Annotated in this window: 31 protein-coding genes and 1 riboswitch; of the genes, 12 read left to right on the forward strand and 19 right to left on the reverse strand. The window is 48.5% G+C overall.

Annotation, left to right across the window (positions count from 1 at the left end):
• Positions 1-342: 342 nt before the first annotated feature.
• The 9 genes from CLOSYM_RS14340 to CLOSYM_RS14380 all read right to left on the reverse strand — a co-directional run bounded on the left by CLOSYM_RS14340 (position 343) and on the right by CLOSYM_RS14380 (position 8,295).
• The gene (locus tag CLOSYM_RS14340; protein ID WP_021642655.1) at positions 343-1,329 is read right to left on the reverse strand and encodes a PHP domain-containing protein; all 987 of its coding nucleotides are present in this window, start codon (positions 1,327-1,329) and stop codon (positions 343-345) included.
• A 51-nt stretch (positions 1,330-1,380) separates the two neighbouring features.
• A complete protein-coding gene (locus CLOSYM_RS14345; protein WP_021642656.1) occupies positions 1,381-2,385 on the reverse strand; it encodes an ABC transporter ATP-binding protein in 1,005 nt (334 codons plus the stop codon).
• A 30-nt stretch (positions 2,386-2,415) separates the two neighbouring features.
• The gene (locus CLOSYM_RS14350; protein WP_021642657.1) at positions 2,416-3,210 is read right to left on the reverse strand and encodes an ABC transporter permease; all 795 of its coding nucleotides are present in this window, start codon (positions 3,208-3,210) and stop codon (positions 2,416-2,418) included.
• Positions 3,197-4,048: an ABC transporter permease gene (locus tag CLOSYM_RS14355; RefSeq protein ID WP_009297211.1), complete on the reverse strand. Its 852-nt coding sequence runs from the start codon at positions 4,046-4,048 to the stop codon at positions 3,197-3,199. The genes CLOSYM_RS14350 and CLOSYM_RS14355 overlap by 14 nt, the downstream gene beginning before the upstream one ends.
• 18 nt (positions 4,049-4,066) lie before the next feature.
• On the reverse strand, positions 4,067-5,164 hold the full coding sequence (locus CLOSYM_RS14360) for an ABC transporter substrate-binding protein (protein WP_021642658.1): 1,098 nt from the start codon (positions 5,162-5,164) through the stop codon (positions 4,067-4,069).
• A 254-nt stretch (positions 5,165-5,418) separates the two neighbouring features.
• Positions 5,419-5,838 carry a pyridoxamine 5'-phosphate oxidase family protein gene (locus tag CLOSYM_RS14365; protein WP_003500779.1) on the reverse strand — a complete coding sequence of 140 codons (420 nt, stop codon included), beginning with the start codon at positions 5,836-5,838 and terminating at the stop codon, positions 5,419-5,421.
• A 124-nt stretch (positions 5,839-5,962) separates the two neighbouring features.
• The gene (locus CLOSYM_RS14370; RefSeq protein WP_003500780.1) at positions 5,963-6,319 is read right to left on the reverse strand and encodes a winged helix-turn-helix transcriptional regulator; all 357 of its coding nucleotides are present in this window, start codon (positions 6,317-6,319) and stop codon (positions 5,963-5,965) included.
• Between the two features lie 59 nt (positions 6,320-6,378).
• Positions 6,379-7,191: a histidinol-phosphatase gene (locus tag CLOSYM_RS14375; protein WP_242828682.1), complete on the reverse strand. Its 813-nt coding sequence runs from the start codon at positions 7,189-7,191 to the stop codon at positions 6,379-6,381.
• Positions 7,192-7,425: 234 nt separating this feature from the next.
• The gene (locus tag CLOSYM_RS14380; protein ID WP_021642660.1) at positions 7,426-8,295 is read right to left on the reverse strand and encodes a LysR family transcriptional regulator; all 870 of its coding nucleotides are present in this window, start codon (positions 8,293-8,295) and stop codon (positions 7,426-7,428) included.
• Positions 8,296-8,610: 315 nt separating this feature from the next.
• Here CLOSYM_RS14380 and CLOSYM_RS14385 point away from each other — a divergent pair, with 315 nt between their 5' ends.
• The 6 genes from CLOSYM_RS14385 (at position 8,611) to CLOSYM_RS14410 (ending at position 12,500) form a co-directional block, all read left to right on the forward strand.
• Entirely contained in the window at positions 8,611-9,237 is a 627-nt protein-coding gene (locus CLOSYM_RS14385) for a chromate transporter (protein ID WP_044902454.1), read from the forward strand.
• Entirely contained in the window at positions 9,234-9,785 is a 552-nt protein-coding gene (locus tag CLOSYM_RS14390) for a chromate transporter (RefSeq protein ID WP_009297217.1), read from the forward strand. Before CLOSYM_RS14385 ends, CLOSYM_RS14390 begins: the two co-directional genes overlap by 4 nt.
• Positions 9,786-9,955: 170 nt before the next feature.
• Complete coding sequence (locus CLOSYM_RS14395) at positions 9,956-10,264, forward strand: hypothetical protein (RefSeq protein ID WP_044902455.1); 309 nt, start codon at positions 9,956-9,958, stop codon at positions 10,262-10,264.
• A 22-nt stretch (positions 10,265-10,286) separates the two neighbouring features.
• Positions 10,287-10,769 carry an RNA polymerase sigma factor gene (locus CLOSYM_RS14400; protein ID WP_330362909.1) on the forward strand — a complete coding sequence of 161 codons (483 nt, stop codon included), beginning with the start codon at positions 10,287-10,289 and terminating at the stop codon, positions 10,767-10,769.
• The gene (locus CLOSYM_RS14405) at positions 10,762-11,493 is read left to right on the forward strand and encodes an anti-sigma-I factor RsgI family protein (RefSeq protein WP_021642663.1); all 732 of its coding nucleotides are present in this window, start codon (positions 10,762-10,764) and stop codon (positions 11,491-11,493) included. The genes CLOSYM_RS14400 and CLOSYM_RS14405 overlap by 8 nt, the downstream gene beginning before the upstream one ends.
• 179 nt (positions 11,494-11,672) lie before the next feature.
• Positions 11,673-12,500 carry an undecaprenyl-diphosphate phosphatase gene (locus CLOSYM_RS14410; RefSeq protein ID WP_003509826.1) on the forward strand — a complete coding sequence of 276 codons (828 nt, stop codon included), beginning with the start codon at positions 11,673-11,675 and terminating at the stop codon, positions 12,498-12,500.
• Positions 12,501-12,634: 134 nt separating this feature from the next.
• Here the strand turns inward: CLOSYM_RS14410 and CLOSYM_RS14415 are convergent, their stop codons facing one another.
• The 3 genes from CLOSYM_RS14415 to CLOSYM_RS14425 are packed head-to-tail and all read right to left on the reverse strand — an operon-like array spanning position 12,635 to position 14,755.
• Positions 12,635-13,330, reverse strand: coding sequence for a YkgJ family cysteine cluster protein (locus CLOSYM_RS14415; RefSeq protein ID WP_021642665.1), 696 nt, complete (start codon positions 13,328-13,330; stop codon positions 12,635-12,637).
• A gap of 6 nt (positions 13,331-13,336) precedes the next feature.
• Positions 13,337-14,131 (reverse strand): creatininase family protein, encoded by a 795-nt coding sequence (locus CLOSYM_RS14420; protein WP_021642666.1) that lies wholly within the window; start codon positions 14,129-14,131, stop codon positions 13,337-13,339.
• 3 nt (positions 14,132-14,134) lie between these two features.
• Positions 14,135-14,755 (reverse strand): ECF transporter S component, encoded by a 621-nt coding sequence (locus tag CLOSYM_RS14425; protein ID WP_021642667.1) that lies wholly within the window; start codon positions 14,753-14,755, stop codon positions 14,135-14,137.
• 220 nt (positions 14,756-14,975) lie between these two features.
• Positions 14,976-15,095, reverse strand: a riboswitch (FMN riboswitch).
• 292 nt (positions 15,096-15,387) lie between these two features.
• On the opposite strand from CLOSYM_RS14425, the gene CLOSYM_RS14430 reads away from it, so the two are divergent.
• Positions 15,388-17,622, forward strand: a complete 2,235-nt coding sequence (locus CLOSYM_RS14430; protein ID WP_021642669.1) for an alpha/beta hydrolase family protein — start codon at positions 15,388-15,390, stop codon at positions 17,620-17,622.
• 94 nt (positions 17,623-17,716) lie between these two features.
• Here CLOSYM_RS14430 and CLOSYM_RS14435 read toward each other — a convergent pair whose 3' ends face one another.
• Positions 17,717-17,908, reverse strand: coding sequence for a hypothetical protein (locus CLOSYM_RS14435; RefSeq protein WP_003500805.1), 192 nt, complete (start codon positions 17,906-17,908; stop codon positions 17,717-17,719).
• 166 nt (positions 17,909-18,074) lie between these two features.
• Between CLOSYM_RS14435 and CLOSYM_RS14440 the strand changes: the two genes are divergently transcribed.
• From CLOSYM_RS14440 to cas7c, 5 genes are all read left to right on the forward strand, one after another.
• On the forward strand, positions 18,075-18,524 hold the full coding sequence (locus CLOSYM_RS14440; protein ID WP_003500806.1) for a hypothetical protein: 450 nt from the start codon (positions 18,075-18,077) through the stop codon (positions 18,522-18,524).
• Between the two features lie 88 nt (positions 18,525-18,612).
• Positions 18,613-19,395 carry a LysM peptidoglycan-binding domain-containing protein gene (locus CLOSYM_RS14445; protein WP_021642671.1) on the forward strand — a complete coding sequence of 261 codons (783 nt, stop codon included), beginning with the start codon at positions 18,613-18,615 and terminating at the stop codon, positions 19,393-19,395.
• Between the two features lie 664 nt (positions 19,396-20,059).
• Positions 20,060-20,314 carry a hypothetical protein gene (locus tag CLOSYM_RS14455; protein ID WP_021642674.1) on the forward strand — a complete coding sequence of 85 codons (255 nt, stop codon included), beginning with the start codon at positions 20,060-20,062 and terminating at the stop codon, positions 20,312-20,314.
• A 16-nt stretch (positions 20,315-20,330) separates the two neighbouring features.
• Positions 20,331-20,708, forward strand: coding sequence for a helix-turn-helix domain-containing protein (locus tag CLOSYM_RS14460; RefSeq protein WP_021642675.1), 378 nt, complete (start codon positions 20,331-20,333; stop codon positions 20,706-20,708).
• Positions 20,674-21,555 (forward strand): type I-C CRISPR-associated protein Cas7/Csd2, encoded by an 882-nt coding sequence (gene cas7c / locus CLOSYM_RS14465; RefSeq protein WP_021642676.1) that lies wholly within the window; start codon positions 20,674-20,676, stop codon positions 21,553-21,555. Before CLOSYM_RS14460 ends, cas7c begins: the two co-directional genes overlap by 35 nt.
• Before the next feature lie 311 nt (positions 21,556-21,866).
• Here the strand turns inward: cas7c and CLOSYM_RS14470 are convergent, their stop codons facing one another.
• The 6 genes from CLOSYM_RS14470 to CLOSYM_RS23050 all read right to left on the reverse strand — a co-directional run.
• Positions 21,867-22,610 (reverse strand): M15 family metallopeptidase, encoded by a 744-nt coding sequence (locus tag CLOSYM_RS14470; protein ID WP_021642678.1) that lies wholly within the window; start codon positions 22,608-22,610, stop codon positions 21,867-21,869.
• 128 nt (positions 22,611-22,738) lie between these two features.
• Positions 22,739-23,008 (reverse strand): phage holin family protein, encoded by a 270-nt coding sequence (locus tag CLOSYM_RS14475; RefSeq protein ID WP_021642679.1) that lies wholly within the window; start codon positions 23,006-23,008, stop codon positions 22,739-22,741.
• A 2-nt stretch (positions 23,009-23,010) separates the two neighbouring features.
• Complete coding sequence (locus CLOSYM_RS14480; RefSeq protein WP_009298389.1) at positions 23,011-23,253, reverse strand: hypothetical protein; 243 nt, start codon at positions 23,251-23,253, stop codon at positions 23,011-23,013.
• 11 nt (positions 23,254-23,264) lie between these two features.
• Positions 23,265-23,378, reverse strand: coding sequence for a CD1375 family protein (locus CLOSYM_RS23670; RefSeq protein ID WP_272124281.1), 114 nt, complete (start codon positions 23,376-23,378; stop codon positions 23,265-23,267).
• The gene (locus CLOSYM_RS14485) at positions 23,378-23,776 is read right to left on the reverse strand and encodes a hypothetical protein (RefSeq protein WP_021642681.1); all 399 of its coding nucleotides are present in this window, start codon (positions 23,774-23,776) and stop codon (positions 23,378-23,380) included. Before CLOSYM_RS14485 ends, CLOSYM_RS23670 begins: the two co-directional genes overlap by 1 nt.
• Before the next feature lie 43 nt (positions 23,777-23,819).
• Positions 23,820-24,586, reverse strand: a 767-nt coding sequence (locus tag CLOSYM_RS23050; protein WP_021642682.1) for a pyocin knob domain-containing protein, incomplete at its 5' end; no start/stop codon positions are given.

Here is a 24,586-nt window from a genome sequence, read left to right on the forward strand (position 1 = left end):
TCCGATGCGCACTCCAAAGAGTGCAAACGGTCCCTGCAGCAATTCGTTCCGACCGGATTCCCCCTCCACGACCAACTTCCCACGGGGACGGAAGACTCAGCCATCCCCTCTCACCACACCGGACATGGTCCGTTCCGGACGCGTCCTCCTACCTCAGTTAAACCTCCATAAATTTTAACTAAATCTTAACACCTTTTATTTCTATTTCGATGTATAATCTGACTTATCATCATGTGACTGGGAAAATATGGCAGATCGAATAATTATGCATATCCTACAACAGGGCGGCGTACCCTCACGTCGTCCTGTTTTATTGTCCGCAGGGCGCTTCCTGCCGGTTTCTCACAGATGTATCGCATTCGTCCAGGCGGTTCTCCCGTACCGGTCGCTTACCTGGACACGGATATACGCCTCATCTCCCCGCAGCTCGTATTCCCCTCTCTGCAATGTTCCCTTATAGCTCCCACAGACCAGGGCCCGGCCGTCATTTATATGGTTTCCTGCGATAAAGTCGATCCGGTAAACAGGTGAACACTCCACCCAGGCAGTTTGGTCCTTAATCCCCCAGCCATAGATTTCCGGCCCGGCCGAAGAATAATAATTACCGCTTATCATGTTCTTCAGAATCTCTTCATGGGACAATCTGTCTGCCCTGACAACAATATATCCGCCGCAGGCATCGTCAAAAAAGCCTTCATTATGGTTGTCATCCGCAGCCACCGCGGTGATTCTTTTCCCTTTTCTAAGCATCCTGTCCCAGCTCAGATAATCATATCCCGTATTGCTCTCATTAACGGTCCCGTAATTGAAGATTTCGAGAGCCCACAAACCTTCCGTATCAATAAACTCCTCCGCCTCTGCCCTGGACCATACCGGATGGTTGTAGATGGTAAGACAGCCGCGGCTCCTGAGATAGTCGCACAGCTTCTGCGCTTCCCCGGCTCCGTCCCAGGTTCCGTATAATTTTGAAGGTTTTACAGCTTCCTTCTCTCTGAAGACATGTTCCCCGGCCGCTTTCTGCATCTGTTTCGTCCCCAGAATCCCGTGTATATGATGCACCTTCAGCTTTTTATGGGGAGCCTCCTCTTCACAAAGCGCCACAGACGCCTCCAGCCCGGGCAGAATAATAAAATCTTCGCAGTCAAACTCGCTTCTGTAATCCGTATATAAATCGTGTTCTGAGAAGCAGAGAAAGCTGTAGCCATGTTCCCTGAACAGCCTCACGGATTCTTCCGGCGTCAGTTTTCCGTCGGAATTAACGGTATGGCTGTGCAGATTTCCTTTATACCAGTTTCCTGAACTGCTGATTCCATTTTGATCTTTAATCACGTTTTTCCTCCTGTAACAAAAACATGGCAATACCAAGTGCAGTGGCCGGGTCTATAATGAAATGCAGTTGTGCTCCGCCACCGACATGTAAACCTTATCGCCGTTGTCAAACAGCACACGGCTTCTGAAAAGCACATCTGCATGAAGCTTCACGCCGTTCACATTAATCTGATACCGCAGAACATTGCCCCTGGGCATATTATCCTCAATAATGCCTTCAAAATGATACTCCTCGTCATTGACAATCGGAGCCGATGAGATGCTGAACGTCTCAGGCCTGATGGCCACCTCTCCGGATTTAGCCGTTCCTGTCATCGTCTGAAACTGTTCCGATGTTATCTGATTATAGTTTCCAATAAAACTTGCGGCAAAGCTGCTGACCGGCTTCGTATAGACTGAAACGGGATCTCCCGACTGCTCAATGCGCCCTTCGTGGAACAGATTGATGACATCCGACATGACCATGGCCTCATCCTGGTCATGGGTTACGAATATTGCGGTGAGCCCCAGCTTCTTTGTAATCTGCTTGATGCTGATTTGCAGGGATTTACGCAGCTTCGCGTCAATCGCACTGAGCGGCTCATCCAGAAGCAGGACCTTAGGTTCCATGACAATGCTCCTGGCAAGCGCCACTCTCTGCTGCTGCCCGCCCGAAAGGCTGGCCGGGTGCTGCTTTTCTTTCCCGTTCAGCTCCACCATCTTGATTGCTCCGGCCACCTTTTCTCTGATTGCCGCCGGATCCATCTTTTTAAGCTTCAGTCCAAATGCAATATTTTCCTCCACCGTCATATTGGGAAACAGGCTGTACTGCTGGAAAACCATTCCAATATTCCGCTCCTTCGGCTCCTTGTCCGTAATGTCCTCGCCGTCCAGGAAAATCCGGCCGCCGTTTACCTCTTCAAGTCCGGCCAGGCATCGCAGAAGCGTACTTTTTCCGCAGCCGGAAGGCCCTAAAAGCGTGACAAACTGTCCCTTTTCTATATTGAGGTCAATTCCTTTTAAAACCTGGTTTGAACCGTAAAATTTTTCGATATTTCTGAACTCGATATACGCCATTGCAAATCCTCTCTTCTATATTTATTTCCATTATTCATGAACTTTTTCATCCCCGCCTTTTCCCCGCAGGAACACAAATCCAGATATCAGAAGAGTCACACAGAACAGTACAATAATAATAGCACAGGTGCGCTGGCTGGATTTCTTCATCACATCATACAGATACATCTGGGCCGTGGGGAAGTAATTACCGGCCATCGTATTTATGACAACAAAATCACCGAACACAATCGCCATCGCCAGCATGGCCGACACCATGACGCCGCTTATGATATTGGGCACCACAATGTGGAAAAATGCATAGAACCTGCCTGCCCCCAGCATCTGGGCCGCCTCTATCAGGCGGGAGGCGTTCATCCCGTTCAGGTTGTTCCTGATTCCCTGGTATACATAGGGAAGAACAACGATGCAGTAGGTAGAGGTCAGCATAAAAATACGGTTACTGAATGGTTCCGGCGCATCGGCATACAGAGCCAGCACACTGATTGGAAGGATTACGCCCTGAATCGCATAGGGCATCGTACATAATATCTTCATATATTTATCCAGCCAGGGACAATATACCACCACAACATACATCGCCAGGAGAACTGCCAGTGTACATAAGATAATCGGAAGAATGGAAATCACAATTGTCCTGCCGATTGACATCCAGAATGCTCCGTCTGAAAATATTTCCGCATATGCGCGGAGTGTGAATCCGGTTGGCATCACATCCATCCATTCGCTGAACATGGAGTAGATAAAGGTGAACAGCAGGGGGAGCATCAGGTAAATGCCAATCACACCCAGAATAACGCCGGAGCCTCTTTTACTTTTTTTCATTCTTTCCCCCTCCTCTCTTCTGTGTCAGCGACTGGGTAATAAGAATCGACAGCGTCATCATAAGCATCAGTACAACCGCCAGGGCGCTTCCAAACTGAGGTCTCTGCACCACGTCTCCCGTGAACTGTTCCGAGATGCGAACCGGAAGAATGGAAAAGTTATTCATCAGCAGGGCGTATGCCGTCGCATAGGCTGATACGGCATTGGCGAACAGTGTGGAAAAGGTTCCGAGAATACTCGGCATCAGCACAGGAATTCCTACTCTGCGCCAGAATACCGCGCTGTTTCCCCCCATCAGGCTGACCGCCTCCTTCCACTCATTCCGGATAGAATCGAAGGAAGGAATTAACAGCAGGGTTGCCAGAGGAATCTGGAAGTAAACATAAGTCAGCATCAGGCCCCAGACTGTGTAGAGTGGAAAATCAGCAATGGCGTCAATTCCCAGGTTTCGTCCCAGGATTGTGATAACCCCGGCATTGCCCAGCAGAATAATGAAGGAAAATGCCAGGGGAACGCCGGAAAAATTGGATACCATGTTCAGAACACTCATAAAAATCCGCTTTGGCCTGCCCCCTTTTTCGCAGGCGGCGCGTCCTCCCACAAAAGCAACGGCCAGGCCAATCACGGCCGAAACAACCGATATGATAAGACTGTTTTTGATAGCCGTAAGATACAGCGGTTTACTGAATATATTTATGTAATTTTGCAATGTGAAGCCGGGATCTCCGCTCTCAGGCATAAAGCTTTTCACGATAATAGTGAATACCGGCAGGATTTCAAACATTCCTGCCAGTATCAAGAACGGGAGCAGAGCGGCGAAATAAGTTCTTTTCTTCACGCTTTTGTTCTCCCCATATTATTTTGCATAAGCAATGACTTCCTCCTGCCACCGGGTTCCAATCTCCTTGGTCGTCTTATCCCAGGCTTCCTGGTCTTTCACCATGCGGCTGTTCTCATACTGCTCGTCCGGCAGCATTTTCTCCTTTACCTCCTGAGGAAGCTCCACATCTCTCACCGGCCTTGCATAGCCCTTTGCCAGGTTTATCTGTCCTTCATCGCTCAATATGTATTCACGGGCCATGGCCGCAGCATGCGGTCTCTGGGAATATGCGTTCAGGATAGTACAATAACCGCTCTGGATGGAACCTTCCGACGGGATATTGATTTCAAAATCAGCGCCTGGATTATTTGCTACAAACTGGTCACGATAGCCAAGCGCATTATAGTCCCACAGGAACGCAACGCCCACCTCGCCTTTCTCAATACGGGCCATGGAGAATTCTCCCAGGTCAAGCCTTCCCTGCTCCGCAATCTGCCGGAAGAAATCGAGGCCCGGCTGGATGTTGCTCTCATCGCCGCCCATGGCAATGGCTGCTGCCAGCACTGCGAACTGCGCCTGGTTAGCTGCCGCCACATCCCCCACAGCGATTTTGTAATCGCCTTCCAGAAGGTCGGCAAATGATTTCGGCGCTTCCCCCACCAGCTTCTTGTTTGTCATCATCGTCATGGTTCCATAGTAACCGATGATCCAGTCACCATCGTCATCTTTCGCCCAATCCGGGATAGAATCCCAGTAGCTTGTTTTATATTTTAATGTAACGCCTTTTTCCTCTGCTATCGGTCCGAACGCCTGTCCCACATCACCGATATCCTTTGTGGCTTTCTTCTTTTCAGATTCAAACAGGGAAATCTCTTCCGCGGAGGACATATCCGTATCTGTATGCTCAAGTCCGTATACTGTCTTTAAATCCTCCCATGTCTCTACCCAGTTGGCCCAGGTGTCAGGCATTCCCACAGAATCCACCCTGCCTTCTTTTTGCGCTTCTTTAAGAATTTCTTCCGTACTCATACTATTCAAATCCACCGCCTCTGCGGATGCCTGTCCGGAACATCCCGCCAGGGCTCCGGCAGCTAAAACTGCTGCCGTCAGAATGCTCAATCCTCTTTTTTTCATATCATATCTCCTCTTTTTTCTTACTTTTTGATAATTTGGAAGCCGAATACCGTCCACTCCAAAGCCGGAGCGCGCCGGTGTCAAGGCTCAGGACCCAGTATACGCAAAGATTGTAAATTCCGTTATCAAATTTATGTAAAGACTTGGGAAAAATTAAGTAACCATTCAGACAGCGTGTAAAAAGCCGGGTGCAGCCTCCTTTTCAGAAGCTGCACCCGGCCCAGGATATGAGTTCATTCAGTATTACAATGATACTATTCAATTTCAAAATCTTCAGAATGGAAATTGCTGTAAAATCTCCCCTTTACGGCGGTAAACCGAAGAACGCAATAGTCCGGATCGGTCACTCCCAGGGGATAATACATCGTGTCACCTTCCTGCCAGAGCATTTTCTTTACTTCAGCGTCCTCCAGCACTTCCATCGTGCCGGTAAGCATAGCTCCCCGGTAAAAGCGTTTGTCGCAAAAATAGATACATGCCTGCGGATTGCTTTTGTACTGTCTCACCCGCATAGAGGATGTATTCGTATGAAAATAAAACACTTTAATGCCTTCCCTCTTCCGTGGCGCCAGCATCGCCTTCGTATTAGGAAAGCCGTCCTCATCGACTGAGCTGATAAAAACCACGCTCTGCCTGTCTGTCAGTTTGCCGATTGTTGTCACTGCGTCTCTCATCTCATCTTTTCCCCTTTCCGGAACGTGGCTTATGCAAGTGCAGCATTGCCTTGCACCGCAATCACGCCCTGGGTCCATTATAATCCGAAGCCGCACGATAAGTAAATCAGGCACTTTTTTGTAACTATAACAGCCCCTTTTCCTTCAGGAAATCCTCCCTGTCATCCTCCAGCATCATTTCAATCCCAATGCTCTGCATGATGGAGATTGCGCCGAAGATTCTTTTCCCCCGTTCCGTCAGAAAATACTCTGATTTAAGCGGATAGCCGTCGTTTGTCAGCTTTCCGATGACTCCGCACTCCAGCAGTTCATTTAAATGCTGCACCAGCATTTTCTGGCTGATTCCCCGGATCGACTTTTTAAGCGCAGATAAAGAGCTGCCGCCTTTACTGAGCTGCCATATTATGAGCGGCTTCCATTTTCCTTTTATTATATCGTGTGTCATCTCCAGCGGACATGTATACTGGCTGCGCATTTTCATCCGGCCACCTCCATTTGTATAGAACCCTTCTCATATCATTCTCTATTCTTAAATTCCCCTTATAGCTCCACTGCGCGGAACCCGCCTCCGGGAACCAGCGCCATCGTATGGGTGAATCCGCACTCCGCTGCCAGTCTGGCCGCCTCTTCAAAACAAAACCCGATGTTGTCCGCATGGTGGCTGTCGGAATTGATGATAATCCGCCCGCCCATGTTATACAGCTCCTTTAGCAAAATCCGGTTCGGGTACGGCAGCGTCCTGTACCCTCTCGATATGGCCCCCGTATTAATCTCAAAGGGAAGTCCCTGATCGTTTAATTTTTTCATAGCAGCAAGAGCCGGCTCCAGATATTCATCCCTTGTCTCGTCAAAATCCCTGCCGCCCTCGTTAAACTTCGTCAGTAAGTCGAAATGTCCTACCCAGTCGCAATGCGTCCTGTCGTAGACGGTCGCCTCCAATTCATAATAATCGCGGGCCAGCGCATACCAGTCTCCATTCCACAGACGCCCGACGGCCTCGGTTAGTCTCTCCCTGCTGTCGTCAATCTCTACGTACTCTCCGTTTTTTAAAACACAGTGGGTGGAGCCGATGGCATATTCCGCTTTCTGCACCGGCCCGAGACAGTCCAGTTCGATTCCGATATAAAGGTTCATCTTCCCCGCATATTCCTCCCGAAGGCGGTACAACTCCTCTTTATACTGTTTCAGCGCCTGATCCGTCATCCCGAAGTTCTCCAGGCAGAATGAAAAGTCGGCATGGCCGGAAACGCCAAAATCCGTAAGCCCCTTTCTGTACGCCGCTTCCACCATCTCCCTGGGCGTGCTTTTTCCGTCGCAATAAGTTGTATGTGTATGAAAATCTGCTCTCAGCATAGCCTGTTCCTTTCCTGTTTGGATTGACCGGTTTAAATTGTCCATAGCCGGGAAAGCGCCGCGAATCCAGCGGTATTTTCCGGCCTGTACCCCACTACTCTAGCCGATCACAGGCCGTAATTCAACTACTTTTCTAAAGTTTTACCCTGGCTTTACCTGCCCTTGTTACTGTTTACAGTTCTTCTGGAATGCACAGTTCTGCCAACAATAACCTGCTCTTTTCATCAGACCGAGTTATCGGAGAGTGATCAGTTCGAGAAGCGACCGGAGGGGGGCCGTCATATGTTTTTCCCTGTGGCGGATCACAAGCAGCTCGTTTTTAAGTTCCAGTCCCTCCGCCTGCACCGTCAAAAGGCGTTCTTCCCTCAGTTCATTCCCGACGAGCAGATCCGGCAGTACCGTCAGGCCCAGCCCGGCTTCGGCGGCCTTGATCAGTGCGGTGGAATTTACACTGGTCCAGGACGGATACGCCGTATATCCGGCCAGGTACAGGGTACTGTCCAAAGTGTCCCGTATTGCGCTGCCCTTTTCCCTCAGCAAAAGCCGTTCTCCGCAAAACTCCTCCATGGAAAGCATTTTATCCACAGGCAGATAACCGGGAGCGCATAAGATATGCATTTTATATGAATCAAATGCCTCGCACACAAAAGGCCCCTGAGGTACGGCGCCTTCAATCAGAGCAAAATCGGCCTTCCCGCAGCGAAGTACTTCTACCGCCGCAGCTGCCGGAACTACCTCCACCGTCACCGGAAGCCCCGGCCAGCTCGCCTCAAAGCTTCGCAGGATTCCCGGAAGGTAAAAAGCCGCTATTGTGATGCTGGAAACAAGGTGGACCGGTGCCTTTTTTTCCAGACTTCCAATCCTGGAATCGAGGGCATCACAGGCCGCAAGAATCGGCGTCACCTCCTCCAGAAGCAGTCTGCCGCTCTCCGTTATCCTGATGCTCTTCGACAACCTGTCAAACAGGACCGTTCCCGCCCTCTCCTCCAAATCCCTGACGGCGTGGGAAACCGCCGACTGTGTAATATAGAGGTTCGCGGCTGCCTTTGTAAAACTTCCTGTCTCCGCCACCTCTTTGAATATTCTGTACTGCCTTACCTCCATATTGCCTCTTCCTCCATATTGCCTTTTCCCGTATCAGATATGTGAATCTGTGTATGCGTCAATCATGAATAAAAATAATCGATATAGCAAAATTATATCATTTTACAGATGAGTATGCAAAGGATATAATTGTGATTATCACGGCCGACAGCTTAGAGAGTGTCCGGAAATTGCTTGTTACTGTTCACAGGTAGTATCCCGCGAGGTGTTTTTTGTGAGTGGAGCGCAGCGGAAGTGAACCGTAACAATTGCTTTCCGTCAGCTGTGCGTCACACTTTGCGGGAGAGTATCAATAAAAACCAGAAAGGAACCATCATGCAGAATAATCCTGTTACCCAACCTGAAAAGAAGAATATTTCAAAGCCGCATCTTTATTTCTGGCTCTTTTCCATTAATCTTTACATCAGCGCATTTACATTCGGCGGAGGTTATGTCGTCGTCCCGATGATACGAAAATATTTTGTAGAACAAAAAAAGCTGTTCGATGAGGACGAGTTAATGAATATGGCCGCTGTCGCACAGTCGGTGCCGGGGGCAATCGCCATTAATCTGTCTGCCCTGGCCGGATACCGTTGCGCCGGGACCGCAGGCGTCCTCATAAGCTGCCTGGCGTCCATCCTTCCCCCTATCATGATCCTGTCGTTCATCTCTTCCTGGTATACATATTTTGCCGCCAATGCAGTCATTGCCGCTGTTCTGAAAGGGATGCAGGCCGGGGCCGCCGCCCTTATCGTCGATCTGGTGATCGATATGACAAATATGATTATAAAGGAGCGTTCACCGTTCCTCACCCTGATGATACCGGCTTCTTTTGCCGCCGGATTTATTTTTCATATCAACGTGGCTGTTATTCTGGGGATTTGCTGTATCCTGTGCGTGTTCCGCCTTCTTGCAAAAGAGCATCTCACCAGCCGTCGGGCCGCAGGAAAGGCTGATTTATGAATCTGCTGCTAAACCTTTTCACCGCTTTCTTTAAAATAGGGCTTTTCAGCATCGGCGGCGGCTATGCAGTCATCCCAAATATTCAGGAACAGGTAGTGACCGCCCGGGGCTGGATTTCCCAGAAAATTTTCACTGATATTATTACGATTTCACAGCTTACCCCGGGGCCTTTGGCTGTCAATACCTCCACCTTTGTAGGCGTCCGGATTGCCGGACTGCCGGGCGCTGTCCTGGCTACCCTGGGCTGCGTCATTTCCGGCATCTGCCTGTCAGTCACCCTGTACTGCCTGTTCGGCCGGTATAAGAAGTCCCGGTACGTGACAGAAATACTGAAGGGCCTTAAATCGGCTTCCCTCGGTCTGGTCGTTTCCGCAGCAGTCACCATCCTGCTCTTAACCTTTACGGGAAGCTCTGAGCTGAATCTGCACCCGGATATTGATACGGGATCCGTAATTCTTTTTCTGTTATCCATGCTGCTTCTGCGCAGAAAAAAAACCGGTCCCGTCTTTCTGATGCTCCTGACCGGGGCCGCCGGATTGTTTTTGTAAATACGGGCTGTTTTTTACTCCGGCTCCATGTTATAATACTTTTTTTAAAAAATAATAAATGGAATGCAAGGATTCTGCCCTCTGTGTCGTATTACTATTGAGCGCTTTAAATATATCAGGAATTTAAAAAGCAGCACAAACATTGAAAACAGATATCAGGAGGTTAAAACATGAAAAAATTGATTCTTACAGGGCTTGCGTGCATCGCCGCACTCAGCATGTCGATACCGGTGTTTGCATCAGAGACCCGCACTTCCCATCACAGCGCAAATTGCAGCGAAAGCCGCCGCTGTATCGATGACAGCAGGGGAAACGCCTGTGGTTCCCACAGCTGGATGGATGAGAATAATGACGGTATCTGCGATTATTTCACAGATGATGACAAAGACGGGAACTGTGATTACTGTACCGGCCAAGGCACAAATGCCGGAACCGGACGCGGACACCACCAGGGAAGAGGCGGACGCCACCATAATTAATTCCGGCCGGAAAGGTGCTTATATGCGCAGCGAACAGGATGCCAGACGTGTAATCGATTTATACTCCGACATGATACGCAGGATTTGCCTCCTGCATTTAAAAAATCAGGCTGATACGGAGGATGTGTTTCAGGAAGTGTTTCTGAAATACATCCTTCATTGTGATGTGTTTGAAAATGCCGAGCATGAAAAGGCATGGTTTATCCGGGTCACGCTGAATGCCTGCAAGGATTTTTTAAAAAGCCTGTTCCGCCACCGCACCGTACCGCTGGATCTGATTTCCGAGGAAACCGGCAACGTGATCTCTGAGTATTCTGATATCCTGGAAATGGTCCTGTCATTACCGGATAAATATAAAAATGTAATCTATTTACATTACTACGAAGGTTATACTGCCAAAGAAATCGGCCGCATATTAAACAAAAAGGAAAATACGATTTATTCCCTGTTGTCAAGAGGCCGGGAACTGTTGAAGCTTGAGTTGGGAGGTGACGGTATTGAGTAACAGAATAAAAGATGCATTTGAACAGATCCATGCAACCGAACAGATGAAAGACACCGCTTATTCCTGTTTGCAGAAGAGAATAGACGGCCGGGCGAAACGGCCTTTACTCCGTCTGCATCCGCTCGCCGCCGTCTGCCTTCTCCTGTTTCTCTTTGCCGGTTCAGGAAGCTGGTATCTCTGGACAAAGCCGGTATCCTATTTAAGCGTTGATATCAATCCCTCCGTCGAGCTGTCCCTGAACCGTTTTAACCGCGTGACCAGCGCAGAGGGCAAGAACCGGGATGGAATATTGATTTTACAGGATATAACGCTCAAAGGCAGAAATTATATCGATGCCGTGGAACTTCTGGTGGAAAGCGATTCCATGCAGGCATATTTGAAAAACGATCCGTCGCTGACCTTTACGGTTGCCTCGCCCCGTGCCGGTGAGCTTCTCGAGGGGCTGGAAAACAGCGTTGTCTCCACCGAGTATAAGGGAACATGCAGACAGGCCGACATGGAATCTGTGCATATAGCCCATGAGTGCGGAATGTCACTGGGCAAATACCAGGCCTATGTCCGCCTGTCCGGATATGATAAAACCGTTACGCAGGAGGAATGCCGGAAGATGACGATGCACCAGCTTCTGGACCGTCTGTCCGAGTATGAAGATATTGACGGCGGTACCCCCTGTGACGGGCATCAGGGTGAAAACAGCCGCCATAAAAAGGGCCGCGGGCATTGATTAGACTGCATCGGCAAAATGTTTCAGCTTACTGCCATGTATCCTTGCTGCGCTCACACAGTTGTGTTTTGCGATGCACAGCCATTCTTCAAAGAAATTTAAGTTGTATTTTACCCCTTTCTGAAATACAATAGAACAGCATGTGTAAAGGAGAAAAGGAGAAAAGGAGAAAAGAGCTTATGGATTTTATCGAAGTAATAAAAGCCGTGATTCTGGGCATTATTCAGGGAATCACCGAATGGCTCCCAATCAGCAGTACGGGACATCTTATCTTATTTGACAACATCTGGCCGATGGCCTCCAGCCCCGAATTTTTCGAAGTGTTCAAGGTGGTTATCCAGTTTGGCTCCATCCTGGCCGTTCTGGTTCTGTTTTTTGATAAACTGAATCCGTTTTCACCAAAAAAAGGTTACAGAGACAAAAAAGAAACCTTTGATTTATGGAAAAAGGTGGTTGCAGGATGTATCCCCATCGTTATCGTGGGTCTTCCTCTTGATATGATTCTGGAGGATTATTTATCGGGCGTCTATGTCATTGCCGCAACACTGATTCTATATGGAATCGCTTTTATTGTGATTGAGAGCAGGGCCTCGGTTCCATCGATGAATACCCTGCAGGATTTAACTTATAAAACGGCTTTTTTCATCGGCTGCTTCCAGGTTCTCGCCGCAATTCCCGGGACCTCGCGAAGCGGCGCAACGATTCTGGGAGCCGTGCTTTTAGGATGTTCCCGCTATGTGGCAAGTGAATTTTCCTTCTTCCTGGCAGTACCGGTCATGGCCGGGGCCAGCGGGCTCAAGCTGTTGAAATACTTCCTCAAAGAAGGTATGTTCTCAGGCCCGGAATGGTTTCTGCTGATAATCGGAACCCTGGTATCCTTCATCGTATCCATCTTTGCGATCCGGTTGCTTCTGGGCTACATCCGAAACCATGATTTCAAGGTGTTCGGTGTATACAGGATTATACTCGGTATTGTCGTGATTATATATTTCACGTTTCTTGCCTAGAGCGTGTTTGCGTTTATATAACTTACCCCCATGCAGATAAAGATAAAAAGCATATCCCCGCTGCGATAATAGATCCGCGCTGCAGGGATATGCTTTTTATTCGTTTATTATTTATTATTGTATGGATTGAGATTTCAGCTTTCCGCTGCCTCCAGTTTCTTCAGGAACTCTTCCGCAAAGCTCTGTGCCGCATCGAACCGTTCATAGAACTGCCCATAAAATGCACGCTCCGGCGCATAAGGCAGCATATAAAAAAGCTTCAGGAGATACATGCTGATTTCTTTTACGGCGCTGTCTTCCGGCCTCTTTCTGACCGCTGCCTGGAGCTGTTTAAGAAAATAATGCCAGTCAGAGATAAACTGATCATACTGTTTTACATCCGGCGTATCAATCCATTTACGGACCTTCACCTTGCCCCGGTTCTCCCGGCGGCATTCATTGACCTGGAGAAAGTACCGGAAGCTTCCGTTTTCATAGAAACGGCCCAGCGGGAAAAGCCGGCAGATTCCAGGCCGGAACGGATGGATACCGCAACGCCCTCTTTCATCCAGAAAAACGCATTGCTCTTTTTCCCCCGCCATCCTGAGATTGGGAAGAATCAGGCCGTCTGCCAGATTGAGCTCGACTCCTCCTGCCAGAAGCTTTTCAAAACTTTCTCCAAGCCCGGCTGTCAGGCGGTAAATATCAAGCGGATCGAGAACAATCGATGTTCCCATCCCCCTGCAGCAGGCCGAACAGCCCTCGCAGTCCCGGCAGTCTGCCTTAACCATGTCATTTAAACCGTAAAGCCTGCCGTCTGATATTTCGTCCATGCTCACATTGCGTTCCATCTTATGTCAACCCTTCCACTCTTTTATCTCTTTCAATCCCGGAACCAGCACGCGGGCGCTGGTCTCCAGAATAATCCTGCCCTTTTCAGCCGTGGCGCCGGAAGGATCCCCGCCGATTCCGATGGGTTTTCCATCCTTCGTCTTCCAGTCCTCCGAAACCCATCCGATGGAAACATTGCCATAGGGCTTCAGCGCCTTATTATGTTCAAATGCAGACGGTATCCCTGCCTCAGAAAGCTCCAGCTTTACCAGGCTCTCGTCCACCGCCATCACCATGGATGTTTCCATCTCACCGCCGTGGAAATCCCATATATTGCCCTCTGAGATGGTCGCCGTCACATCCGGGTGGGTGAACGCTCCGGATGTGAGGATAAACGGGGATATCCCCAGCTCACTCCTCAGCTCTCTGCTTAACACCTGGACAATCGGGGCATTCCCCCCGTGGCAGATTAGAAATGCCAGCTTCTTAAAGCCATGATGGGCAAGGCTGATACTGATGTCGTAGAGCATATGATAGTAGGTGTCCGGTTTCACCGTAATGGAACCGCAGAAATTTTTGTGTTCCGTACTGAGCCCCACCGGAATCACAGGAAAAACCAGCATTGGAAAATCATCTTCCCCTTCTTCCTCCAGGGCTTTTTGTATCTCCTTCGTCATAGCCTCGGCTATGATATCGTCCGTCCCCAGCGGGGCCTGGCTGCCGTGCTGCTCCAGCGCGCCCAGCGGAATCAGGACTATCGTTTCTTCCTTATCTATCTGTTCCATTTCCCATCTTGTCAGATCCCTGTAATTGCGTATCATCGCCTACACCACCTTCGGAACAATTTTAGCAGCCAGCAGACGGCTGTACAGTAAATGAGCCACCACACTGTTAAGGCCGATTTTCAGGATGTTAAACGGAATTGTCGCCAGGATAATAAAACCATTCAGGTTCTGAATTGCCGGATTTACGGCCGCCACCATCGTAATTACCTGATCCAGGGGCAGGTTCATCGCCTGTGCATAAAGAGGAAGGGTGATAAACGCATTCGTAAAGCAGGCAAATGCCGTTCTAATCGGTATGCTCACCAGCAGCGCTTCGACAGCCGCCCTTTTATTGGCTCCTCTCTTCTTATATACCAGCCAGAGTGGTCCCACAAACAGAATGATTCCAATCAGGTTGGAAAACTCACCCACATACATGGAATTCGTTCCGACCGTAATCAGTTTTATCAAAATCTTAATTACTTCCACACAGATGCCCGATACCGGCCCCATCAGGAATACGGCCACGATGGACGGCACATCGCTGAAATCCACTTTGTAAAAAGGCGGCATCAGCGGTACGGAAAATTCAAGCGACATCAGCACTCCGGCCAGCGCCGCCAGCATACCTGTGTAAATTAGTTTCTGGACACTCCATTTTCCATTTGTTTTCGTTCTCATACTTCATTTCTCCTTCCGGTTCTGTCAGAATTGCAAATTTCTTAAATTCTCCGAAAAAGAGCCTGCTGCCATAGAGATACGGAGCGGTTTTTATTTAACAACTTTCCTGTTAAATAAAGAAATCCCAAATCACGGGGATTTGGGATTGGAATTCGAATCGTATCAGACAACATTACATCTGTTTTGACCACGTCAAAAAGCCGATGTATCTAATTGACTCTAATTTCTTCTCTCATCCAGACTATACTGTCGGTTTTGGAATTTCACCAAATCAACCGTTTAAAACGGGTCGCGGACTATAACCGCCGGTAGGGACTTGCACCCTGCCCCGAAGAACTTATTCAACTTGTGATTTAAAAATAGCACAAATTCCTATTATTGTCAATAGGGAATTACTTTGTCTGGATGTATGATTCCAAATGGACCGGATTTTTACGCATGGCCGAATCGAAAGGCCCGGCGGGCCGGTTACAATCCGCATTTTATTATACATTTTTTTACTTTCACAGATGAAAGCCAAATAATGTGAATCAGGTTAAAATTTGTATATTTACCCTAAGATAAATATGCCATATAGTCAAATTAGTTACTTCAATTGCCGCTAAGGCAAAACTATCAAGGAGGAAGAAATCATGAAGAAGCATTACACACCCATCATCCTGACGGCGCTGGCCCTGACTCTGGGACTGTCTGTCAGCGCTGCCGCTGCCGGGCCGGCTTCCACGGCTCCCGACGACCTGGATTCTTATCTGCTGGCCCATACCACGGTCAGTGACGGCGCCCGATCACTCCCAATCGATCGCAGCGAAGTCAATGAGCATGCCATTACAGGCTATTATACTTACACATTCCAGGACGGTGACTCCGCCGGCCGTACCTTCAAGCTCTATGCCGGACGCCACGCGGCCCTGCGCGCTTATATCACCGTGATTGCCGTTCCGGACGGAACGGGCGATACCTATGAATTTTTAGAGGAACAGGGATGGCTCGAGCAGGCTGATACATACGGTGAATTACTGTTCGTCCTGGAGCCCGCAAATGGAAGCTGGAAAACTCCGGAGGAGGAGTCCGCCTATCTCAAAGCCTGCCTGGGGGAAAGCATCGGAAACACTGCTTTTGATTCGCGTTCAACAAGCCCGGGAGGCATCGTACAGAACGGAAGGGTTCCGGTCAGTGACGGCACCTCCTGCCCCGTTTTTACCGGACACTCCTGCAATTACTATGTCGGCTACGGCGAAGGCTGCGCCGTCCTGGAATCCTGGACTTCCGGCAATCCACTCTATGTCATCAGCCAGGCCTTTATAGGCGGCGGGAGCACAGGCGCGGATCGTTTACAGCGTTCGGCTGCCCGCACCTATAACGGAATAAATACCGGCTCTTATTACCCCGGTTTTGATGACGCATCCTTTTCGGCTACCCTCAGGGCTATGAAAAAAGACGGAGTGGTAAGCAGCAGTAACTTTATCACCAACGCCGATATCCCGGTACCTACGCTGTTTGCCGGTTATGCAGCCGACGACGCCAGCATCCCCTATTGGATAAGCGTAAATGATGCCGTTCCCGTATCCGGTGAACAGGGTTTATTCCGTCAGAACATCCATTCTGATGCATGGCAGACGGTTTACGCCAATCAGAACGCGAAAAACTGGGATCCCGGCACGCCTTACGGCATTTCCAGGGTTCAGGTGTCGGAAGACGGCAGCATGACTGCGTCCCAGATTCGTGATTTCCTTGCCGATTATACAAGATATACCAATCCCTTTGCCTACAGCAATAATCTGGCCTACCGTCTGGATTATTACAAAGCCACCGAAGCAGCCCGTATATCTGCCGGAAAAAACAGGGCCTCCACAGCGTATTCCTTCAAGGGCCACGACGGAAATGAGGCCACGGTTGAGCTTCGCGCCCTGGAATCCACCCGTGTTTCTGCTCCCGGCTGCAGCACCGAGGGCACCGTTTATTCCTGTATTTCCGCTTTTGGCGATTACAATGACGACGGAGTCCTGGATCCGAGGGAATCCCTGGTCTATGTACCTGACAGCGCCAAAAATGCCGGTCCCGACGGCGCTCCCGTCGTAGTTGTCTTCCCCGGCAGCACGCAGGCCGCCTCCACTTTTATGGATTGTTCCGGATGGTGGGCCGTGGCAAATGACGAAGAATGCGTGGTCATTATCGTGGGCCAGTTCTGCCGTACCAGCGCCGCCAGCCTAACCTACGGCGACGAGGGCGACAGCGCCGACTTTGCCCGTTCAAGCCTCGTTCTGCTTGATCAGGTGATCAGCCGGCAGGCAGGTGTTACACCGGACTTCACCCGTGTCTATGGCAGCGGCCACTCACTCGGCAGCAATACCATTCAGACGCTTTGCAATAATACTGAGGCCTATTACTTTGCAGCCGTAGCCTCAACCTCCTTCCCGAACCCGGAGTTTACCGCACCGCAGATGCCCTGTTATCTCATCGTGGGCCAGTCCGATATCAGTGAACCGCTTCCGGACCCAAGAGCCAGAGATCTGGTAAAGGCTCCCTGGGATACCTCGGCCGACAGCGCCATTTATAACTGGGTTTCAGGAGCGCAGGCAATGAACGGCCTGGTCAAACCATTTGTACCCAACAGCCATAAAAGCTTTCTGGCCGCCTGCTCAAGCTATAACGAAAGCGGCCGGTATTACACCTACACCTGGAATAACAGCGCCGACATTCCCCTGGTCCGGTTCACCAGAACCCTGGCCCGGGAACACAACTGTTACCCGGAGGAATTCCGGCTGGCCTGGGATTTCCTGGAACACTACAGGCTGGCTCCGGACGGAACACGCAGTTACAGCGCATCCGCCTTTGAATCCGCCGATTCTGTGTTAATCGTTAAATAATAAAAAAGCTCAGGAAAATCAATGCGTTTTTATCCGCTATTGAATTTCCTGAGCTTTTATAAGTTTAACGGGCGTATGTTCCTTACTGTCCTGCTTATGCCTCTTCAATACTGTGGCTGGGATTTGCTTTATTGGCTGCAACCGGATATCCGTTGCCCTGAATGTCCGTGCATATTTCATTCAAATGATATTTCTCGTCAGTTCTCATTTCTCCGTCCGTTGTCCCTGCTTCATAAGCTCCGTAGGGGATCGAATTGATAGCCACCTTGTCTTTCGGTTTCTGCATAATTACCTCCATGTTATGATTTTTGTTTTAGTATAACCATTACGGGCCGGATTATGAGGCCGCTCATGCATATCACGCACCGCATTAAGGAATACTATTAAGAGAAATACCGCTACTGTTCAAAGCACGTCAACCCAAAAACCACTTCAGAAAGAAAGGATGAAATATGGACACGGATATGTCAACAAAAAACGATACCATTCGTCTTGCCGGCCACTGTGACGCCGGTTGTAAAATGGCAATTGACAGCATGGATCAAATCAGCCGCTATGTAACCGATGATAATCTTAGAAACGTTATAAGCTCCAGTAAAAACAGGCACAAGGATTTGGAACAGGAGGCCTCCGGCCTGCTGAACAAGTACGGCAGAAACGAACAGGACCCCCAGAAAATGGCTTCCGCCTTTTCCTGGCTCAGCACTGAAATGAAAATGATGTTTAAGGACGACAATAACCAGATTGCCAAAATCATGATGAACGGCTGCAATATGGGAATCCAGTCCATCAGCGAGGATATTAATAAATATTCCAATGCCTCAAGCGAGAGCGTTTCCCTTGCTAAAAAGCTTGTAAAAGCGGAGGAAAACTTTATGCGGGATTTGGAGCGCTTTCTTTAGTTTAGCCCCCTGCGGCCTGCGAAAAGTAATATATAATCAGGAAATCCTGAATATATAATAATTAAGAGACAAAGACAGCAGGAATAATATGCAGATATATACCGTAAAACAGGGTGATACAATAGACCGTATCGCAGGCGCAGCCGGCATGGATCCGCTGCGCCTTGCTCATGATAATCAAATAGAACCTCCATACCGGCTGGCAGTGGGGCAGTCGCTTCTGGTTGCTGGTGGTGACAGCGAAGAGGCAGGCGGCAGGCTGGGCGGCTTCCGCATTGGCAATGTCCAAACCGGTCCCGTCCTGATGAATGGCTATGCATACCCCTGGATTGATGAGCAAATTCTTTCCGAAACCTGCATGTACCTGACCAGTATCTCTATTTTCTCTTACGGTTTTACGGAGGCAGGAGAACTGGTCCCCCCTGCGGGCCACGGCGAAGAAGACATACTGCGCGAAGCCAGGCGTCAGGCCGTTATCCCGGTTCTGGTCCTTACACCGCTGGGAGCAGACGGCCGGTTTAATAACAATCTGGTGGCGGTTCTTGTACGGGATCTGGAAATTCAGCAAAAGCTGATACGTGAGCTTTGGACTGTTGTCCAGGAAAAAGGTTATGGTGAAGTCGATGTTGACTTTGAATATGTCCTGGCCGAGGACAGAGAGTTATATGCTGATTTCGTCCGGCGCCTGAGAATTATTATGAATCTTTTCGGAATCAGAGTTACCGTAGCTCTTGCTCCAAAAACTTCGAGAGAGCAAAGGGGGCTTTTATATGAGGGGATTGATTACAGGGCTCTGGGAGAAGCCGCCAACGGCGTTTTGCTGATGACATATGAGTGGGGATATACATATAAGCCGATAACTTTATGGTAAATTTGCTTTTATCTGATTTAAATGGTGATCTGTATAAATGGCTAAACGTGACACGCTTGGATACGGGTAACGATGTAAACGACCTTCCCAGCCCATCCTTGGCCTATTCCTATTCGACGGCATCCCATGCGCCGTTTGATGGCATCAGTGCTAATATCCTTACAATAGGTATAGATGGTTACAAAGCCCAAATTGCCTTTGGAGTATCCAGGGATAGCGTACAAGTGAAAGTACGAACTTCGTACGATTTTGTTTGGCAGGGATGGAGAAGCGTTACGTTATCTTAAACAACAATGCAAAATGGCGATCTGAAAATTAAATTCCTGGACGTTACCTGCCAGGAAGGAAAAACAGAGACAACCGCATTAAGTGCATATGACAATATCGTAACTGGTATGGCATCTTTGTCCAACAATAATTATATTATCGGGCATATATTGATTAACGATAGACTAATTATCACTTCAACGGTCGCCCATACCGTAAGGGTATATTATATTAACATCCCAAAAAAATAACTGCCACCCGGAATCGAAATGACAATTTAACCGAGTAACTTTATTTTTAAATTTAATTGATATTTCTCTTGACATACCACTCAATGAGTGGTATAATAAATACATAAACAAGAGGTAAGCAATTCAAATAAAAAGGAGATACGAAGATGAAAAAAGAGTATGCCGTTAACATCAAATCAGTAAACAGTGATAGCGATTGGAACACAGCCGATATGGCAGATTGGTTCGAATCTTACAGCGAAGCGTATGATACAGCAGAAAAAGCATTTGAGGATCTGGATGTCCTTGAGGCCGTTGTAACAGTGTGGGAAGATGGAGGCGTTGATGGAACCCCGTTAAAAATGGTTCGTGAAGATGGAAACGTTCACCAGTACCAGGGCGAAGAAAGATTATGGGCATAAAAAGGGAGGAAATGAAATGTTATATACCACGTTTATCAGACTATGTGATGAAGCTGTCAAGCATAAAGAGCCGGAAGAGTTTATAATGAGCCTTAGCTGGCAAGAATGGATGAACAAAGCAGCAAATACCGATGAAATCGTAAAGGATTTGTCCCTGATTTTCGAACTTGCAGGCCTGGATTTTCCAGGCTTGCGCAAAAGACTTAATGTCAGCATGGCAAAAATGTCAGCTATGTACCATATTTCGCTTAGGACAATAGAAAATTGGGAAGCTAAGTCCTCTAATGTGCGGAATACAAAACCTTATATTATGGATTTCATCCGGTTTACGATTTTTGTCCGGGAAAAGGAGGGGGACGATGGATACCTCGGCCGTATTGAAGAACAGGATTGATTTCTGCGGCATTATTGTTGCAGAAAGATGTAACCCGAATGGCGATCCGATTAATGGAAACGTCCCGCGACAAGATTTTAACGGAAATGGAATCATTACTGATGTCTGCTTAAAGCGAAAGCTAAGAGATCGCCTTTCAGAAAATGGATATGATATTTTTATTGTCAAGCAAGAAGAACTGCTTGATGAACAGAAAAGCCTTCACAGCAAGGTGAAGGCGGAGCCGGACATGGTTCAGGCCGCGAAATCAAAAGATAGGACTGCTTACCGTAAAATTGCCTGTGAAAAATGGATTGATGTCCGGGCATTCGGTCAGGTATTTGCTTTCAAATCTTCCAAAGCGTCAAAAGAATCCGAAGAAGAATTAGGTATATCCGAATGTGTCCGGGGACCTGTTTCAATTCAAGACGCCGTATCGCTGGATTACGTAACCGTAATACAGAAAAACTTGACGAAATCAGTTAATTCAAATGACCCTAATTCAAGGTCCGATAAGTCAAGTGACACGATGGGGACCCGGTATCAAATCAATTATGGGGCATATGTCTTTCGTGGTTCAATATATCCACAACTGGCAAAAATCACAGGGTTCACGTATGGTGATGCACTGGCAATCAAAAATTCCATCATAAATATGTTTATGAATGATGCATCTGCCGCCCGGCCAGCCGGAAGTATGACTTTGGATAGATTATACTGGTGGGAACATAATTGCCCGAACGGTCAATATTCTCCTGCAAAAGTCTTCCGCACCCTGCAATTTTCGCCTATGGACGCACCCCCCTATTACAAGGCGGAATTGCTTAATCTTCCAGGATTAGTACCTGAAGTGATAGAAGGCTGGTAATATTCTATAACATGGCAAGCCCCTCTTCTGCTTATAAAAAAGCGGTTGAGGGGCTTTTAATAATCATCTTTAAAATAAGCGGACCAGATGCACCTGGTCCGCTTTGCAACTTAACAGAAACTTCCAATAGCTTAAATTATGAAGTAGTTTTTTCAATCCACGCCCGAAACGGGCGAACAGCAACTGTTAAGTTGATATTACGATATGCAGAGTATTTAATACTCTGGATTTCTTGTATTTTAACATTAAAGAACCGTTTTGTCAATGTGACAAAAATCAGCACCAATAAATTTTTAGAGACTGAAGTACGCTTAAATTATATACCGTCTAGCAATCTCGTCATACTCAGCAATCTGTAATGCTCCCTGGTCATCCGTTACCATACATTTACCCTCATTTACTCCTTTATCTGGGCAAAGTAGATACTTACGGCCATCCGGCGCTGCCTGATAACCTATCAGCATATATCCTTCAGCATCAAACAAATACCACGCGGATGTTCCTGTTGTAACCTCCGTCAGCCAGTACCAGCCGCTGTGCGCGTAGCTGCCGTCTTTGTACTGATACCACCAGCGCTGCCCATCCGCAGCAGGAAGAAAACCTTCATGGTGTTTTTTAGGCCACGTGGTGATGAACTTGTCCGGCGTGCCATATTGCTGCCGGAGCTGTGCCGTGGTACTGCCCCAATCCGGCAGGTATAGATGTGGCTTATCCACAATGCTGTGCCAGTCTCCACCCCAGCCAAGTCCCAGCTTCTTACCGATGGCCCCAACCTTCCCGAAGAAATTGCCGGACTCATTGTATGCTCCATTCCCGTCGTTCCGGAAGAAGTCAAACGCAATGCCCCACTGGTGCTGTGAACTGTAACTGCTCCCCCTGGCATTTGTCACGATATTCCCAGGCTTTTTTCGGCCCTGGGCATACAGTTCCTCTTGTTCCGCCACGGTTCGATAGCACTCTCCAATCTTAATAATTAACCCTTGCTTTTTGCATTCCTCTACAAGTCTCCCTGCCAGCTCCTGCAAGCAGGGATGGCACATTGTTATATCTCTCATAGCCTTGTCCTCCTAGAATATATTATGCGAAAAGGCCCAGGATGTCCCAGGCCCTATGTACTGCTGTTGCGACGTCGCAACGCCGGCGTCACCCTGCCGGCCGGAAGATAGACGGATCACCATCCTCTCTACTGATTACTGTCACCCTTTAACTGCTTGTACATCTGATTAATACCGGTAGCCGCAAGCCCTGATACAACGCCTACCGCTGCCGCATTGATGATATCTGTTGCCGGGTAATCGGGCATCGTATACATGCCCGCGACGCCCAGGGCAGCCCCAATAACGCCGCAAATCACTGGCAGCCACTTATTGTCTACTGCCGTCGCCTTGACGGCCATAGCGGCCAGATAACACAGTGCTGTAATTCCTGCTACACTTGCAATTCCAAAATCCATAATTATTCCTCCTTGTTTTCCAGGTCACTGATACGGTGATTAACTACTTTAATCTGTTCCTGGATAACCGCTTGTGCTTCTTCCAGCTTAAAGGTTCGTTCGATTACCGTATTATGTTTGTCCACCTTTTTTTCTAATTGTCCAATGCGATAGTTTGTCAGCTTTGCCGCCGTCAAAATTCCTGCAAACGTTCCCACGGCGCTTCCTGTCAGCCCAATAAGTGCTATTAAGACTTCTGTCTGCATCATGTCCCCTTCTATTCCGCCGGATTTTCTCTCAGCCATTTTTCAACTTGTGGCTTCCACCAAGTCTGTACCTCTTCCAGTGTCATTTCTCCTGCCCTTATTTTTAACCCATAAAATCTTCCCATTACAACGTTCCTCCTGTCTGCTCCGCCAGCGCACCGGCCAATGTGGCTACATCATTGATGGCCCCGTCCTGCACCTGCTGCCCCGCTTCAACCGCTGCCACTTTTTCTTCAAGCCGTTCCACGTCTGTTTTAGGACGCAGGCTATAAGTTGTCAGTATCGTACCGTCGGAGGCCACCACGGACGTTTCAGACACCAGCACAAGGTCGGTATAGGTTCCGACCGTCAGCCCGGCGCCGTTTTTAATCTGCACAGCAGCCAGGTTGTCCGGAGTAAGCAGCTCCCAAGTGGCAAGCATCGCCGCACGGTCAGCGGACAGCACCTGTAATGCTCCCAGGCTGGCTCCGGCCTCAAGTTCAATTTCATGTCCATTTTTTAAAATTAGTTTGTCTTTATTCATTTTTTCAACCTTCCTTTCTTTTTGCTGTTACTCGGTTAAATTGTCATTTCCAGCTCCCCCACGATGAATCAACACAAGCACGGCTATAAAGTGTCCCAGAATCGTCAAGTGCTATTTGTCCCAACATGCTACTATCCCTTTTCACAGCAATAATGTAGCCATTATTTGCGCTAGGGATATTTTTAGACCGATTTGAATACCTATGTACGCCAGAATAAATCGCATTCAAATCCGTTTGTTCGGCTGATTTGTTTTCCAAATCGAAAGAATTCTGTTTCATCTCACCATTTAACCGAGTATACAGGTCCATCAGCTTTTTTCCCTGAACAGCGTCCAGGGCATTCCCCGGAACCGTTGCCAGAAGATTATTTATAATCTGACTTTTTGCGACCAGCTCATTTATTACTTTATTGGCGATAGCATCAATCAAAGCCTGCGTGGTACTTTCCCCCAGGGCGGCCACAACCAGGCCATAGGTATCAGTCGCCGTTACACTGGCGGCTGTACCGTCAAATCCGCCGAACCCCTCCGCTATCTGCCGGGCCTCGGCAGCACTGGCGGCCGCATTTGTTTCTGATTGTGCAGCCGCAGTCTTAGAGCTGTCCGCGGCTGCCTGGGAACCGGCTGCCTGAGTGGCTGAAGTTGCCGCCGCTGCTGCTTTTTCTGTCGCCGTGGCAATTGCTGTCTGAATGCTATCAACGGCTGCTTGTGCATTGTGGGAGGCACTGGCCGAATCTTCAGCCGCCTGGTTCACGTTCTGTACCGTATCGTTGACAGTCCCCTGTATTTTTTCAAAGGCTGCCACGTTGG

The organism is [Clostridium] symbiosum ATCC 14940 (assembly GCF_000466485.1).
GTDB lineage: Bacteria > Bacillota > Clostridia > Lachnospirales > Lachnospiraceae > Otoolea > Otoolea symbiosa.